The organism is Duganella sp. CT11-25 (genome assembly GCF_047302815.1).
In the GTDB taxonomy this organism is placed as follows: Bacteria; Pseudomonadota; Gammaproteobacteria; order Burkholderiales; family Burkholderiaceae_D; genus Rugamonas.
In genome coordinates, this window is the sequence record NZ_JBKBFD010000001.1 from 5,353,598 (window position 1) to 5,369,701 (window position 16,104).

The following is a 16,104-nucleotide window of genomic DNA, read 5'->3' on the forward strand; positions in this document are numbered from 1 at the left end:
AGAAAAACCCCCATCCGCCGTGAGCGCAGATGGGGGTTTTTTGCTTTTGTGCATTAAAATGAGCTGATATCGGAGATGCAACCCTATGTCAGGTTACGCAATACGTCCTTTCCATTTATGCAGCCTGCTGTTGTGGGCCGTCTGCGCTATCGCGCAGGCATCGCCGTTGAGCCTGCGGTTTGAACGTCTAGGCGTCGACGAGGGCTTGACCCAGGAATCCGTGACCAGCGTGCTGCAGGACAGGCATGGCTATATGTGGATGGGGACGCAGGCCGGCTTGAACCGTTATGACGGCTACCGCATGACGGGCTTCAAGAACGATCCCGGCAACCCGCGCAGCCTGCTCGACAACTATGTGCAGGCGCTGTTTGAAGACGCCGGCGGCCAGATCTGGATCGGCAGCAAGGGCGGCCTGGACCGCTATGACGCCGCGGCTCAATCCTTCGTTCATCAACTGATCAAAGACGGCAATCTCTCCGTCACCGGCATCGCCGGCGATGGTGCCGGCGGATTGTGGCTGACCACCAGCGACGGCTTGCTGCATTTCGATATCGCCAGCGGCCGGGCAAGGACGCTGCGCCACGCCGACGGCGACGACGACAGCATCAGCGACGATCGCGTCAACGCGCTGGTGCGCGACCAGCAAGGCAATCTCTGGATCGGCACGGCCAGCGGCCTGGAACTGCTGCCTGCCGGCGCCAGCAAGTTCCACCATTTCGGCACCCGCGAAGCGCTTCCAGAGAATCACATCCTGTCGCTCTCCATCGGCCCCGATGGTGTGCTGTGGGCCGGTACATTGAACGGCCTGCAGGCCTGGCGCCTGAACGGCGCCTCGGCCGAACGCATCGGGCTGCCCGCCGCCGATGCCTTGCCGAACCAGCGCGTCACCAAGTTGCTGCACGATAGCGAGGGCACTTTGTGGGCCGGTACCTTTGTCGACGGCCTGAAGCGCCGCGATCCCGTCACCGGCCGCTTTTACAGCTACCGGCGCGACAACCTGAACCGCCACGGCATCAGCGACAACCAGGTCAGCGCGCTGTACCAGGACCGCACCGGCACGCTGTGGGTCGGCAATTGGTATACCGGCGTCGACCGCGTCGACCTCGGTAGTGGCGGCTTCGAGCGCTATACGGAATCGCCCGGTGTACTGCCCGGCATCCTCAGCAGCAAAGTGCGCACCATCGGCAGCGCCGGCGGCGGCAAGCTGTGGCTGGGGACCGCCGAGGGACTGGTGCGGCTAGATACGGCCCAGGGCGGCGTCGAGACCTGGCGGCGCGACAGCCATACGCCAGGCGGCCTGCCCATCGATCAACTGATGTCCGTCGATACCGACCAGCAGGGCCGGCTGTGGGTAGGCGGGATTGGCGGTCTCGTTTGGCGCGATCCCGCCGGCGGCGCCTTCTCTCCGGTATCGCTGGGCGAGGATACGCTTGCCAAATCGATCCAGCGGGTACTGGTCGACCGCGCCGGCGTGATCTGGGCGGGCTCGCGCGCGGGCTTGCACCGTATCGATCCGCAGACGCTGGCGGTCCATAGCTATCCGATCGATCCTGCAGATGCCGGCAGCGTGAGCGGGCGCATCTATGCGCTGATGCAGGACCGGCGCGGCATCCTGTGGGTCGGCACCGAAAACGGCCTGGACCGTTTTGATCCGGCCACCGGCAAGTTCCGCCACTACCGGCACGATCCGCGCAATCCCGACAGCCTGAGCCACAAGCGCGTGCACTATCTTTATGAAGATGCGCAGGAGCGCCTGTGGATAGGCACGGCGGCCGGCTTGTGCATGGCGAAAAGCGACGCCGGCGGCGAACTGCATTTCCGTTTTTATCCGCTCAGCGGCGGCCGCGCATCCGATCCGATCGGCGCCATCCTCGGCGACGACAAGGGCCGCTTGTGGATCAGCAGCACGGCGGGCCTGTCGGTGTTCAATCCGGAGACCGGCGCGTTCAAGGAGTACACGGCCAAGGATGGCTTGATCGACGGTTCGTATTTCATCGGCTCCGGTTATCGCGCGGCGGACGGCACGCTGTACTTCGGCGGCCTGGAGGGCATGACCGCGTTCCAACCGGCGCGCATACACGACAATCCGCATCCGCCGCTGGTGTCGATCACCGACTTTTCGATTTTCAACCAGTCGATACTGACGGATATGCCGCGCACCGACGTGCTGCCCAAGGGCCCGATCTACGAAGCGAAAGCGCTGGCGTTGAGCTATCGCGACGCGGTGTTTTCGTTTGAGTTCGCCGGTGTGCATCACGCCGATCCCAAGCGCAACCGCTACGCCTACCAGCTCGAAGGCTTCGATCCGCAATGGGTCACCGCGGACGCGAGCAAGCGCTTTGCCACCTATACCAACCTCGATCCGGGCCGCTATGTGTTTCGCGTCAAGGCCGCCAACAAGGACGGCGTGTGGAGCACCGAGCCGGTCTCGCTGGAATTGACGATCGCGCCGCCGCTCTGGAAAACCTGGTGGTTCCGCCTGCTGCTGGCCAGCCTGGCATTGGGCGGCGGCTACCTGCTGTTCCGCGTGCGCATCCGCATGCTGGTGCGGCAAAAACAGGAACTGGAGGCGGAGGTCGGCAGCCGCACGCGCGAGCTGGTGCAGCAGAATGAATCGATCGAGCGGCAGAAGCGGGAAGCCGAGCACCAGAAGGAAAGCGTGGAGCTGGCGCACCGGAACATTTCGCTGCTGTCCGATATCGGCCGCCGCATCACCGCCAACCTCGACAGCGAAGCCATCATGTCGATGCTGTACCAGCAGGTGCATGCGCTGATGGACGCCAGCGTGTTCGGCATCGGCATCTACCGGCCGGAGCAGGAGCTGATCGAGTATCCGTTCGCGATGGAGAAGGGCAAGCGCTACACGCCGTACACGCGCAGCATGCAGGAGCCGAACCAGCTGGCGGTGTGGTGCATCACCCATGCGCAGGAAGTGTTCATTAACGACCTGGAGCAGGAATACCATCACTATATCGCGACGCTGGACCTGGTGTCCGGCGCCGACGACATGGGCACGCTGGAAGACGGCTCGCTGCCGACCGAGCCGCGCTCGCTGATCTATGTGCCGATCTCGGTCAGCGGCCAGGTGCGCGGCGTGATCACCGTGCACAGCTATCGCGCGCACGCCTACCAGCGCATCGACCTCGACATGCTGAACACGCTGGCCTCGTATGTGGCGGTGGCGTTTGCCAATGCGGATTCGTATCGGCAACTGCAGGACACCCAGCAGCAGTTGGTGGAGCGCGAGAAGCTGGCGGCGCTGGGCTCGCTGGTGGCCGGCGTCGCGCACGAGCTCAACACGCCGATCGGCAACAGCCTGGTGATCGCCAGCACGCTGGAAGACAAGACCTGCGAGATCGAGCTGCGCAACAACCAGAACGCGATGCGCCGCTCCGACCTGAGCAGCTTTATCGATGCCGCGCGCGAAGCGTCGACCTTGCTGATGCGCAGCCTGCGCAACGCGGCCGAACTGGTGAACAGTTTCAAGCAGGTGGCGGTGGACCAGGCCAGCGCCAAGCGGCGCGATTTCAACCTGCACCAGGCCAGCCAGGAAATCGTCACGACGATGAAGAACCAGATCCGCAAGGCCGGCCACCAGATCGAGCTGGACATGCCGGACGATATTGCGATGGACAGCTTCCCCGGGCCTTACGGCCAGGTGATCATCAACCTGATCAACAATGCGCTATTGCATGCGTTTGAAGGCCGCAGCGGCGGCGAGATCCGCCTGTGGGCGGTGCGGCTGGGAACGGACCGGGTGCGCATCGTGTTCCAGGATAACGGCAAGGGCATCGCCATCGAACATCAGGCGCGCATCTTCGATCCCTTCTTCACGACCAAGCTGGGGCAGGGCGGCAACGGGCTGGGCCTGAGCATCACCTACAACATCGTCACGTCGCTGCTGGACGGCAGCATCCGTGTCGACAGCGTGGTCGACGTCGGTACCCGCTTTACGATGGATCTCCCGCTGAAGGCCTCGCTAGCGGGAGATTAGCACTGGCGCCTAGATGCCCCAGATGATGTTTTCATTATCCTGCTTGGCGGCGCGCAGCATTTCCAGCAAGGGGTAGGCGCGCGCGGCAAAGTGCACGCGTTGTGCGACGGCGTGTTCCACCGTCTCGCCTTCCTCTTTCTCATGCGCATGGGCGTCGTGTTCGACGTCATTTTCCGGGTGCAGCTTGGTTTCAGCAACTTCATGTTCCAGCACGGACAAGGCTTGCGCCGCTTCGGCCGCGGTGATGACGCCGCGTGTCGGATTTTTATGCAGCAGGTCGAGAATGCGCTGGGCGTGCTCCTGGTACATCAGGACTTCGGGGCTGGATTTGGATTTGAATGAAATTAACATAAAGCGCTTTCTTAGTCTTATTGGTGAACGATATCCACGGTGCGCCGATTCTCGTAGGCAACGGCACGTCCGTCACTATAGACATTAGGTCATGTCAGCAACTTTACAAGGTGTTCGCTCAGCTGTATGGGCGCTGACGCACACCAATTAAGCATTTTCTAAGCCAGCGCTCCGGATTCAGTTCAATTTGAAGGAGCTGAGGTAGGTTTCGACGGTGTCCTGCACCATATTCTTCGCCCGGCCCATGACGATGACCTGGTAGATTCTTTTGTCTTTGGCAATGAAACGTCCGATCAGGCGCATTGCCTCACCATTCTGGCTACCGCTGGCCTCGACCTCGAGCGTGCCGGCGGCGGGGGATTTGCTGCTGGTGACGGTGGCGCCGATATTCTTGACCAGCGCGGTTTTCATCGCCTCGACGGCGGCGGGCGCCTGCGCCGCATCCGGCACCTGCGCGCTGCCCACCGCGAAGATCACGCCGTCCACCTCGGCCGCCGTCATCGTCATGCTGACGTCCAGCTGGTCGAGCTTGATGTCGCGGGTCTGGGTGGCGGGCTTGCCGGGGAACAGCACCGCGTACGGCGCGTCGTTGCTGCGATAGTCGCGCCAATCGTATTGCGGGCTGCAGGCGGACAAGCTTGCCGCCAGCAGCAGGGCGAGGGAGAGTTGCTTCATCATTTTTGGGCTTTCTTTTTGCGTTCTTCTTCCGCGCGTTGCCACTCGTCGATGCGGGCTTCCTGACGCAGTATGCGCGAATACGGATCGATGGTATAGCTTGCATGGTCCGGCAGCGTCAGCTCGCCGCCGCCGTCGGTCATCGCCAGTTTTTCGATGCTGCCGTTGACGCGCACTTCCAGCGGCATCGGGAAGGCGCCGCCGTCGTTCAGCTTCCAGCGCAGCTTGAGCTGCTTGCCGCTGCGTTCCTCCACCAGTTCCGGCAGCGCGGCGTGGTACAGGTAAGCGTCGAAGAACCAGCCCAGGTCGCGGCCGCTGGCGTCGTTGGCCAGGGCGATGAATTCCCTGGTGCTACTCCAGCGCGGCTGGAAGTTGCCGGGCACCGGCGTATCGGTGCCGTACACCATGCGGCGCGTGGCGCGGAAGAAGGCGTCGTCGCCGATCAGGTTGCGCAGCGTGTGCAGGATCAGCGAGCCTTTGATGTAGATATCGTTGCCGGGGCCGCCACGCTCGTCGTCGTACACATCTTCGATGCGCCTGGACTTGCCGCTGACGATGGCGACTTTGTTCTTGATGCCCTTGCGATGCACGAACAGCTCGGCCTGGAACTCCATCTCGCCGCGCAACTGCTGCAGATACAGCGGCTGCATGTAAGCGCCAAAGCCTTCATGCAGCCACATATCGTCCCAGTCGGCGTTGGTCATCTGGTTGCCGAACCACTCGTGCGACAGCTCGTGATGCAGCAGCCAATCGTAGCCGTAGGGCGATTTGGCGTAGCCGTTGCCGTAGGCGTTGATGGTCTGGTGTTCCATGCCCAGGTGCGGCGTCTCGACCACGCCCATCTTCTCGTCGCCGAACGGATAGGGGCCGATGCGGTTTTCAAAGAAGGCCAGCATGGGCGCGAACTCGCTGAACAGGCCCTGGGCTTGCTTGTCGTGGCCCTTCAGGTACCACATGCGCAGCGGGATGGTGTTGCCGTACTTGCTGGCGTAGTCGCCGGACAGCATGTCGTAGGGGCCGATGTTGAGCGCGACGCCGTAGGTGCTGGGGTTCCTGGCGCGCCAGTTGTAGGTGCGCCAGCCATCCTTTTCCTGCATGCCGAGGGCGACGCCGTTGCCGGCCACGACCAGCGGCGACGGCACGCTGATGTGCAGGTCGATCAGCTGCGGCTTGCCCATCGGATGGTCGATGCACGGCCAAAACATATCGCAGCCTTCGCCTTCGACGGTGGTGGAAATCCAGGGCTGGCCGTCTTCGGTTTTGCTCCACATGAAGGCGCCGTCCCACGGCGCGCGCTTGGCCACGTGCGGCACGCCGTGATAGCGGATGCGCACGGTGGTGCGGGCGCCGGCATCCAGCGGCGTCGGCAAGGTCAGGTAGAGGCGGCCTTCGGGATTGCTGATCGCCGACGGCGCGAGCGCGACGCCGTCCACGCTGGCGCTGTCGATCGGCAGGTTGCGGTCCAGCTCGACGGCGATGCGGGTCAGCGCTTCCTTCAGCAGGAAGGTCAGCGCGGCATCGCCGCTGATGCTTTGCGTGGCCGGATCGACGCGCAGCGCCAGATCGACTTTTTCAAACGTCACCGCCAGTTGCTCCGGCGCGCGCGGACTGCCGGAATTGGCGGTGAAGTCGGTCAGCGGCGCTTGGGTGGTGGCGCAGCCGGCCAGCAGGGCGCTGGCGGCGAGATAAAAGGGCAGGCGTGGCATGGGCGTCCAAGGATGTGCGTAAACTGCCGTCAATATAGCAGTTGAGTCCGCGTCACTGCCACTTGACGGCTCACTTGCGCGGCGCGGGTTTCTTTTTGCCGGGCTCCGCCGGATGGGACGTATCGGCTTGCAGCATGGCGCGGATGCGGCCGATGTGTATGGCGGATTGGGCGATGCGCTCCTTGTGGGACGGTGCTCCGGCACCCTCGGCGTCCATTTTGACCAGAAGGTTGCGGTTCTCTTCGAACATGCGCAATGCCACCCACATGGTCTCTTCCATTTTTGCCGTTTGCTCGGCCAGCAGCGTCGCCGCCGTATAGGCGTGGCCGGTATGGCAGCGGTAGCGCAGCTGGCCCGCCTTGCCGACCTCCCACAGCACGCCGCCGCACCCCGGGCAGTTGAAGGGCACCTGCTGGCCCAGGGCGTCGACCGACCCAAGATCGCTGAGCACGCGCTCGGCAATCTTCGATTCGGTCGCCACGTCGCGCGGCACGGGCTTGCGCTTGCCCCGCTTGCGGTCGGCCAGCCGCGTCAGCAGCGGACCCATATCGGCCAGGACAACACATTTGTCCACCCAGGCATTGTTGATCACGTTCTGCGGCATGTCGGGATAGGCGGCGTCGACCGGATCCTGGACGACGCACAGCCCGCCGCAGCGGTGCACGGCTTCCATGCCGGCCGTGCCGTCGTCCAGATAGCCGGTCAGGATCACCGCGATCACCCGGTTGCCATAGGCCACCGCCGCCGAGCGGAACAGCGTGTCGATGGCGGGACGGGACCGGTTTTCGCGCGCGCCCTTGGTCAGCCGCATCCGCTCCCCAGCCAGCATCAGGTGCTGGTCCGGCCTGGCCAGGTAGACGTGCCCGGGCAGCGGCTTCTTGCCATGCTCGGCGGCATGGCAGGGCAAGGCGCTGTCGCGGCCAAGCAGGCTGATCTGGGTGTCGGTCGACGCCGTGGCGGCCATGTGCAGGACGATCAGTATCGGCGCCGGGAAGCCAGGTTGCAACTGTGCCAGCAGCGCGCGCAGCGCGGCCATGCCGCCGGCGGAAGCGCCGATGACGACGATCGGCGCTTTCGCGGCGCCGGGCTTGGATGGCGTGCTATGGGACTTGGCCATGACACTTTCCTCTGAGGTAACGACACCACTGTATCCCAGTTCCGCTTTGCCGCAGGCACGGTTGGCTGCGTCACTTCAGCTCCCGCAACGCCCGGCGATATTGGATCGCTTCCATGACGTGGGGTTCGAGGATGCGCTCGCTGCCGGCGAGGTCGGCGATGGTGCGCGCCACGCGCAGGATGCGGTGGTAGGCGCGGCCCGACCATTGGAAGCGCTGCATGCTGATCTTGAGTTTCGCCTTGCCGGGCTTGTCCGGCTTGCAGAGCTGGTCGATTTCGCGCGTGGACAGATACTGATTGCGCTTGCCCTGCCGTTGCAGCTGCAGGTCCGTTGCCCTTTGCACGCGGGCGGCGATGACGAGCGACGATTCGCCGTCGGCATCGGCGGCCAGGATTTCCGGATCGACCGCGCCGACTTCCATCTGGATGTCGATGCGGTCGAGCAGCGGGCCGGAGATGCGGCTCTGGTAACGCTTGATGATGTCGGGCGAGCAGCGGCAGATGCCGCTGGGGTGGCCGTCGTAGCCGCAAGGGCAAGGGTTCATCGCCGCGATCAATTGGAAGTGCGCCGGGAAGTCGGCTTGCCGCGCCGCGCGCGAGATGGTGATGCGGCCCGATTCCATCGGTTCGCGCAGCACGTCCAATACCCTGCGATCGAATTCGGGGAATTCGTCGAGGAACAAGACGCCGCGATGCGCCAGCGAGATTTCGCCTGGACGCGGCACGCTGCCGCCGCCCACCAATGCCGCGCCGGACGACGTGTGGTGCGGCGCGCGAAATGGCCTCCGCTTCCAGTGCTCGATGCGAAAACTGCCGGTCAGCGATTGCACGGCGGCCGCCTCCAGCGCCTCTTCATCCGTCATCACCGGCAACAGCCCGGCGAAGCGCACCGCCAGCATGGTCTTGCCGGCGCCCGGCGGGCCGACCAACAGGATGCTGTGGTTGCCGGCCGCCGCCACCTCCAGCGCGCGCTTGACCAGCCGCTGGCCTTTGACGTCGGCAAAGTCGGGATATTCCGGCGGCACCAGCAGCGGCGCCGATTCGTGGCGCGACAGCATGGCATCCGTCGACTTGGCGGCAAAGTGGCCGCACACCTGCAGCAGCGATGCGGCCGGATAGATGGACGCGGTGGCGACCAGCGCCGCCTCGTCGGCGTTGGCCTGCGGCAGGATGAAGGCGCGCCGGCCGCCGTCGCGGCGGGTGGCCAGCGACATCGCCAGTGCGCCGCGGATAGGCCGCAGCTCGCCGGACAGCGACAGTTCGCCGGCGAACTCGTATTGATGCAAGCGGGTGGAGGGGATTTGCCGCGAGGCGGCCAGGATGCCGAGCGCGATCGGCAGATCGAAGCGGCCGGATTCCTTGGGCAGGTCGGCCGGCGCCAGGTTGACGGTGATGCGTTGCGCGGGGAAGTCGAAGCCGCCGTTCTGGATGGCGGCGCGGACCCGGTCCTTGGCTTCCTTGACCTCGGTGTCGGCCAGGCCGACGATGGCAAAGCTGGGCAAGCCGTTGGCCAGGTGCACTTCGACGCTGACTTCCTGCGCGTCCATGCCGGCCAGGGCGCGGCTTTTGAGTACGGCGAGGCTCATGGGATGGCGAACTGGCGAGGGGAACCAGCCGCCAGCGTAGCCCAAGCCCGCCGCGTCGCCTTGCGTTAGCCCAAACGGACCGACGCGATCGGGAACTTACGCGGACTTGTTGTCCGCCTTCGCTTCCAGCTCGGCCAAGCGGGTTTCCAGCGCTTCCAGCTTGGCGCGGGTCTTGGCCAGCACTTGCGTCTGCACATCGAACTCTTCGCGCGTGACCAGGTCCAGTTTGGAGAAGCCCTGCGTCATCATGGACTTGACGTTCTTCTCAATGTCCTTTGCTGGTGAGTTTTCGATCGCCTGGCTGATCTTGTTTTGCAAGTCATTAAAAAAAGTGTTCATATCCATAATATTCCTTGATCTGGTTGGACTGGCGATGCACTATTTCGGTGCACCCTGGCGTTAATGTGGTGCGAATTCTTTGAAATTCAACGTTGCGCCCGCTCCGATTCTCACTTTCGCCAGAGCAGACCCATTGTCGTCGATGATACGGCAGCTATCTCCTAGACAACATTAGCTGGCACGCATTCTGCTAAAGAAGCCAATGAATGCTTTTCATTGCTTCGCTTAACAAGGATTTTAAACCGCAACCGCTAACTAAGTTCAACTCACTAGGAAAAACAATTATGAAAATGACCAAGAACTTTACCCTGATCGCAGCGTTGACCTTAGCATTCGCCTCCATGAGCGCCTCGGCGCAGGCACAGGAAGCGGCACCCGCTCCTGAGGCGGTACCAGACAACCAAGTCAGCTTTAACGCTGCCGTTGTCAGCGACTACCGTTACCGCGGCGTATCGCAATCCCGTCTGAAGCCGGCCCTGCAGGGCGGCGCGGATTACGTGAACAATCCGACCGGCTTCTACGCCGGTACCTGGCTCTCCACCATCAAGTGGACCAAGGACGGCGGCGGCGATGGCCAGGTTGAATGGGATCTGTACGCTGGCAAGAAGGGCGAGATCACCAAGGATATTACCTATGACGTCGGCGGCCTGTACTACTACTACCCGCAGAACGGCCTGAACCCGAGCGCCAACACCTTCGAGCTGTATGGCCAGATCTCGGCCGGTCCGTTCTCGGTCAAGTACTCGCAATCGACCACCAACCTGTTCGGCTTCGCCGACAGCAAGAACTCGGGCTATGTGGACGGCCAGTTCAATAACGAAGTGTACGACGGCTACATCCTGAACCTGCACGTCGGTCACCAGAACGTGAAGAACAACGGCGCGGCCAGCTATACCGACTACAAGGTCGGCGTCACCAAAGATTTCGGCGTGGTTAGTGTGGCATTGGCGGCGGTCTATGCCGATACGGAAGCCTACGTCGGAAAAGGGAAGAACCTGGGTAAAACCGGCGCAGTCCTGACCATTTCCAAAACCTTCTAAGCGAGGCCAGTATGAAAATGATTACCGCCATTATCAAGCCGTTCAAGCTAGACGAGGTCCGCGAGGCCTTGTCGGCGATCAACGTGCAAGGCATTACCGTGACCGAGGTCAAGGGCTTCGGTCGTCAAAAAGGCCACACCGAGCTGTATCGCGGTGCGGAGTACGTGGTGGACTTCCTGCCGAAGACCAAGATCGAGGCGGCGGTGGACGATTCCATCGTCGAACAGGCTATCGAAGCGATCGAAGGCGCTGCCCGCACCGGCAAAATCGGTGACGGCAAGATCTTCGTGTACAACCTGGAACAAGTGATCCGCATTCGTACCGGTGAGACCGGCAACGAAGCTCTTTAAGGGGAAGATTGATGAAGAAAACTATAACAAGTTTGCTAGCTGGGGTATCCATCCTGTTTGCGCTCGCCGCGCCGGTCCACGCCCAGGATGCCAAGCCGGCAGCTGAAGCGCCGGCTGCTGCCGCCGTCGCGCCTGCCGCGTCGGCACCTGCAGTGGCGCCAGCTGCCGCGCCTGCCGCCGCCGCTCCCGCCGCTGCGGAAGCCGCGCCAGCCGCGCCGGCCGCCGCGCCGACGCCGCAAAAGGGCGACACCGCCTGGATGATGGTCTCGACCCTGCTGGTGATCTTGATGACGATTCCCGGCCTGGCCCTGTTCTACGGTGGCCTGGTCCGTTCCAAGAACATGCTGTCGATCCTGATGCAAGTGTTCATGGTGTTTGCAGTGATCATCGTGCTGTGGTGCATCTACGGCTACTCGCTGGCGTTCACCGAAGGCAACGCCTTCTTCGGCAACCTGCATGACCGCACCTTCCTGAACAATATCTGGGATCCGGTCAAGGGCACTTTCGCCTACGCCGCCACCTTCAGCAAAGGCGTGGTGATTCCCGAGTTCGTGTTCGTCGCCTTCCAGGGCACGTTCGCCGCGATCACCTGCGGCCTGATCATCGGCGCCTTCGCCGAGCGCGCCAAGTTCACCGCCGTGCTGGCCTTCATCGTGATCTGGTTCACCTTCGCCTACCTGCCGATGGCGCACATGGTCTGGTTCTGGACCGGCCCTGACGCGATCAAGGACGCCGCCACCCTGGCGACCGAAACCGCCAAAGCCGGCTTCCTGTTCCAAAAAGGCGCGCTGGACTTCGCCGGTGGTACCGTGGTGCACATCAACGCCGCGGTTGCCGGCCTGGTGGGTGCCTTCATGATCGGCAAGCGCGTCGGCTACGGCCGCGAATCGATGGCGCCACACTCGGTCACCATGACCATGATCGGCGCATCGCTGCTGTGGGTCGGCTGGTTCGGTTTCAACGCCGGCTCGTCGCTGGAAGCTGGCGACATCGCCGGCCTGGCCTTCATCAACACGCTGCTGGCGACCGCCGCCGCCACCGTGGCCTGGGTGTTCGCCGAATGGATCTTCAAAGGCAAGCCATCGATGCTGGGTGGCGCTTCGGGTGCGGTGGCCGGTCTGGTCGCCATCACCCCGGCCTGCGGCTTCGTCGGTCCGATGGGCGCACTGATCATCGGCCTGCTGGCCGGCGTGATCTGCCTGTGGGGCGTGAACGGCCTGAAACGCCTGCTGGGCGCCGACGACTCGCTGGACGTGTTCGGCGTGCACGGCGTCGGCGGTATCCTGGGCGCGATCCTGACCGGTGTGTTCGCTGCACCGTCGCTGGGCGGCCAGGGCATCTTCGACTACGTTGCCAACAAGGCATCGGCTGACTACTCGATCTCGGCGCAGGTCATGGTCCAGGCTACCGGCGTCGGCGTCACCATCCTGTGGTCGGGCATCGTGTCGCTGATCGCCTACAAGCTGGTGGACATCGTCATCGGCCTGCGCGTTCCGGAAGAGGAAGAGCGCGAAGGCCTGGACATCACCACCCATGGCGAGTCCGCGTATCACGTTTAAACCTGTGTTGAATTGATAATGTTGTAAAGTCCTGCCATGGCGGGACGCCGAAAAGCGCCTCCAAAAGAGGCGCTTTTTTTATTTCCCGCCTTTAAAATAGGGTTTTCGCCCCGATTTGGGCTATCTGCACGGTAATATCGGATGTTCTGCGTGCCTGGAGGGTCGTCCTCCCGCATCATTTAAGGAAGTAATCATGGTTCCCCACCTCGCCACGGCCCTGACCGGACCGCTGCTCGACCTCGAAGAAAAAATCCTGGCGTCGACGCCCGCCATTGAGCGCTGGTTCCGCCTGGAGTGGCAGGAACACACGCCGCCGTTCTATTGCTCGGTCGATATGCGCAACGCCGGCTACAAGCTGGCGCCGGTCGATACCAACCTGTTCCCCGGCGGCTTCAACCTGCTGGCCACCGAAATGCTGCCGCTGTCGGTGCAGGCCGCCATGGCCGCCATCGACAAATACTGCCCGGACGCGCGCAACCTGCTGCTGATCCCGGAAGTGACCCAGCGCCATCCGACCTATTGGCAGAACGTGGCGCGGCTGATGCAGATCTTCCGCCAGACCGGGCTGCACGTGCGCCTGGGTTCGCTGTCGCCGGAGATCACCCAGCCGACGCCGCTGGCCCTGCCTGACGGCAATATGCTGGTGGTCGAGCCGCTGGTGCGCTCGGCCAACGGCCGCCGCCTGGGCCTGAAGGATTTCGACCCGTGCACGATCCTGCTGAACAACGATCTGTCGGCCGGCATTCCCGACATTTTGCAGAACATCCACGAGCAAAGCCTGCTGCCGCCGCTGCACGCCGGCTGGGCCCTGCGCCGCAAGAGCAACCACATGAACGCCTATGACGAGGTGGTCAAGAAGTTCGGCAAGCTGATCGGCGTCGATCCATGGATGCTGAACCCGTTCCACGCCAAGTGCGACGCGGTCAACTTCCGCACCGGCGAGGGCTACGACTGCCTGGCCGCCAATGTCGACGCGCTGCTGGCCAAGATCAAGAAGAAGTACAAGGAATACGGCATGAAGGACCAGAAGCCGTTCGTGATCGTCAAGCCGGACGCCGGGACCTACGGCACCAGCATCCTGACGATCAAGGATTCCAGTGAAATCAAGGACTTGAGCCAGGCCCAGCGCGACAAGATGATCGTCATCAAGGATGGCAAGGAAGTGACCGACTTCATCATCCAGGAAGGCGTGCCGACCTTCGAGAGCATCAAGGACGCGGTGGCCGAGCCGGTGGTGTACATGATCGACCGCTACGTGGTCGGCGGTTTCTACCGCGTGCATGCGGAAAAGGGCATCGACCAGAACCTCAACGCGCCCGGCTCGCAGTATGTGCCGCTGGCGTTCGCCCAGCAGCACGCGGTGCCGGACCTGAAGGCCAAGCCGGGCACGGCGGCGCCGAACCGCTTCTATGTGTACGGCGTGGTGGCGCGCCTGGCGCTGCTGGCGGCGTCGCTGGAAATGGAACGCACCGATCCGAATCCGGAAGTCTATTAGGCAGTCCAGTCCGCACGGCAGGGCGGCCCCGGCCGCCTCGCCGGTGCCGGCGGCGAATCTCGGCTAAAATCAGGCATTACCCCTTACGGATGCGCCCATGAAAATAGCTTTCCTCGCCGATCCCTTGTCCAGCTTCAAGACCTACAAGGATTCGACCTACGCCATGATGGTGGAAGCGGCCAAGCGCGGCCACACCGTCTACGCCTTCGAGCAAAAAGACATGGCGCTGGACAGCGGCGTGGTCTACGCCAAGGCCGCTGAAATCACCCTCACCGGCGACGCCACCGACTGGTATCGCGCATCCCCGCGGCAGGAAACCAACCTCGGCGAGTTCGACGCCATCGTCCAGCGCAAGGATCCGCCGTTCGACATGGAGTACGTCTACGGCACCTACCTGCTGGAGCTGGCCGAGCAGCAGGGCGCCATGGTATTCAACAAGCCATCGGCGATCCGCGACCACAATGAAAAGCTGGCGATCGCCCAGTTCAGCGCGTTCACCTCGCCGACCCTGGTGACCGCCGACGAGGCGCGCATCCGCGCCTTCCACGCGCTGCACAAGGAGGTCATCCTCAAGCCGCTGGACGGCATGGGCGGCGCCGGCGTGTTCCGCGTGACGGCCGACGGCATGAACCTCGGTTCCATCATCGAAACGCTGACCGACAACGGCCGGCGCACCATTATGGCGCAGCGCTATATCCCGGAGATCGTCAAGGGCGACAAGCGCATCCTGGTGATCGGCGGCAAGCCGGTGCCGTTTTCGCTGGCGCGCATCCCGCAAAACGGCGAGGTGCGCGGCAACCTGGCGGCCGGCGGCGTCGGCGTGGCCCAGCCATTAACCGAGCGCGACCTCGAAATCGCCACCACCCTGGGCCCGATATTGGCCGCCCGCGGCCTGTTGCTGGTAGGATTAGATGTTATTGGTGATTTCCTCACGGAAGTAAACGTCACCAGTCCGACCTGCTTCCAGGAAATCACCCAGCAGGCCGGCTTCCCGGTGGCCGCGATGTTCGTCGACGCGGTCGAAGCGGCCGTGGCGCAGGGCCGGTAACAAGAAAAATTTCAATAATTGCGCCGGCGGGCTGAAAAAAGCCTCCGCGCTCACTGGCGGTTTAAGAATATGGTTGGCATACTGCTTATGACGCACGCACCACTGGGGCAGGCCTTTATCGCGGCCTGCGCCCACGTGTTCCGTGGTCCCACCGAGCGGCTGGAGGCGATCGACGTGATCGCCGACCAGGACCTCGGCGAAGTCCAGACGCTGGCGTCGGAGGCGATCAAACGCCTCGACGACGGCGACGGCGTGTTGGTCATTACCGATGTCAAGGGCGGCACCCCCGCCAATTGCTGTAACCGTCTGGCGGACGCCGGCCGGGTGGAAGTCATCGCGGGCATCAGTTTGCCGATGCTGCTGCGGGCGATCACCTACCGCCGCGACACGCTGGATGTGGTGGTTGAGATGGCCCTGGCCGGCGCGCAAAGTGGAGCGGTGCGCGTCGATAACCGGATACGCGTCGGCCAGCCCTGACGCGGGAATTACGTGGCCGCCGCGTGCATGGCATGGCGGCGGTTTTTTTGCAGTGCGCATTTCTGATTGAGACAAAAGAAAAATGATTCAACAAGAACTTGAGATTATCAACAAGCTTGGTTTGCATGCGCGTGCCTCCGCCAAATTCACCCAACTGGCAGCAAAATTTCAAAGCGACGTCTGGCTGACCCGCAACGCGCGCCGCATCAACGCCAAGTCCATCATGGGCGTGATGATGCTGGCCGCCGGCAAGGGCGCCAAGGTCACGCTGGAAGCCGACGGCGCCGATGAGGGCGACTGCATCGCCGCCTTGACCGCGCTGGTCAACGACAAGTTCGGCGAAGGCGAGTAATGCCAGCGGAACGCAG

Annotated in this window: 14 protein-coding genes; 8 read left to right on the top strand and 6 right to left on the bottom strand. The window is 63.2% G+C overall.

Going from position 1 to position 16,104, the window contains the following annotated elements:
• The first annotated feature begins 85 nt into the window (after positions 1-85).
• Positions 86-3,994 (top strand): two-component regulator propeller domain-containing protein, encoded by a 3,909-nt coding sequence (locus ACEN9F_RS23060; RefSeq protein WP_413423684.1) that lies wholly within the window; start codon positions 86-88, stop codon positions 3,992-3,994.
• Between the two features lie 9 nt (positions 3,995-4,003).
• On the opposite strand, the gene ACEN9F_RS23065 is transcribed toward ACEN9F_RS23060, so the two are convergent.
• The 6 genes from ACEN9F_RS23065 to ACEN9F_RS23090 all read right to left on the bottom strand — a co-directional run bounded on the left by ACEN9F_RS23065 (position 4,004) and on the right by ACEN9F_RS23090 (position 9,773).
• Positions 4,004-4,345: a DUF1840 domain-containing protein gene (locus ACEN9F_RS23065; protein WP_413423686.1), complete on the bottom strand. Its 342-nt coding sequence runs from the start codon at positions 4,343-4,345 to the stop codon at positions 4,004-4,006.
• A gap of 177 nt (positions 4,346-4,522) precedes the next feature.
• Positions 4,523-5,020, bottom strand: a complete 498-nt coding sequence (locus ACEN9F_RS23070) for a hypothetical protein (protein ID WP_413427149.1) — start codon at positions 5,018-5,020, stop codon at positions 4,523-4,525.
• Entirely contained in the window at positions 5,020-6,726 is a 1,707-nt protein-coding gene (locus tag ACEN9F_RS23075; RefSeq protein ID WP_413423688.1) for a M1 family metallopeptidase, read from the bottom strand. Before ACEN9F_RS23075 ends, ACEN9F_RS23070 begins: the two co-directional genes overlap by 1 nt.
• A gap of 70 nt (positions 6,727-6,796) precedes the next feature.
• Complete coding sequence (locus tag ACEN9F_RS23080) at positions 6,797-7,843, bottom strand: chemotaxis protein CheB (protein WP_413423690.1); 1,047 nt, start codon at positions 7,841-7,843, stop codon at positions 6,797-6,799.
• A 70-nt stretch (positions 7,844-7,913) separates the two neighbouring features.
• Complete coding sequence (locus ACEN9F_RS23085; RefSeq protein ID WP_413423692.1) at positions 7,914-9,428, bottom strand: YifB family Mg chelatase-like AAA ATPase; 1,515 nt, start codon at positions 9,426-9,428, stop codon at positions 7,914-7,916.
• 96 nt (positions 9,429-9,524) lie between these two features.
• Positions 9,525-9,773 carry an accessory factor UbiK family protein gene (locus tag ACEN9F_RS23090; RefSeq protein ID WP_413423694.1) on the bottom strand — a complete coding sequence of 83 codons (249 nt, stop codon included), beginning with the start codon at positions 9,771-9,773 and terminating at the stop codon, positions 9,525-9,527.
• A 284-nt stretch (positions 9,774-10,057) separates the two neighbouring features.
• On the opposite strand from ACEN9F_RS23090, the gene ACEN9F_RS23095 reads away from it, so the two are divergent.
• The 7 genes from ACEN9F_RS23095 to ACEN9F_RS23125 all read left to right on the top strand — a co-directional run bounded on the left by ACEN9F_RS23095 (position 10,058) and on the right by ACEN9F_RS23125 (position 16,088).
• The gene (locus tag ACEN9F_RS23095; protein ID WP_413427151.1) at positions 10,058-10,807 is read left to right on the top strand and encodes a TorF family putative porin; all 750 of its coding nucleotides are present in this window, start codon (positions 10,058-10,060) and stop codon (positions 10,805-10,807) included.
• An 11-nt stretch (positions 10,808-10,818) separates the two neighbouring features.
• Positions 10,819-11,157 carry a P-II family nitrogen regulator gene (locus ACEN9F_RS23100; RefSeq protein ID WP_008444920.1) on the top strand — a complete coding sequence of 113 codons (339 nt, stop codon included), beginning with the start codon at positions 10,819-10,821 and terminating at the stop codon, positions 11,155-11,157.
• An 11-nt stretch (positions 11,158-11,168) separates the two neighbouring features.
• Positions 11,169-12,716 carry an ammonium transporter gene (locus ACEN9F_RS23105; RefSeq protein ID WP_413423696.1) on the top strand — a complete coding sequence of 516 codons (1,548 nt, stop codon included), beginning with the start codon at positions 11,169-11,171 and terminating at the stop codon, positions 12,714-12,716.
• A gap of 193 nt (positions 12,717-12,909) precedes the next feature.
• Positions 12,910-14,211 carry a glutamate--cysteine ligase gene (gene gshA / locus ACEN9F_RS23110; protein WP_413423698.1) on the top strand — a complete coding sequence of 434 codons (1,302 nt, stop codon included), beginning with the start codon at positions 12,910-12,912 and terminating at the stop codon, positions 14,209-14,211.
• A 97-nt stretch (positions 14,212-14,308) separates the two neighbouring features.
• Entirely contained in the window at positions 14,309-15,259 is a 951-nt protein-coding gene (gene gshB, locus ACEN9F_RS23115; protein WP_413423700.1) for a glutathione synthase, read from the top strand.
• A gap of 69 nt (positions 15,260-15,328) precedes the next feature.
• Positions 15,329-15,736, top strand: a complete 408-nt coding sequence (locus ACEN9F_RS23120; RefSeq protein WP_413423702.1) for a PTS sugar transporter subunit IIA — start codon at positions 15,329-15,331, stop codon at positions 15,734-15,736.
• 82 nt (positions 15,737-15,818) lie between these two features.
• Complete coding sequence (locus ACEN9F_RS23125) at positions 15,819-16,088, top strand: HPr family phosphocarrier protein (protein ID WP_008444930.1); 270 nt, start codon at positions 15,819-15,821, stop codon at positions 16,086-16,088.
• Positions 16,089-16,104 lie beyond the last annotated feature (16 nt).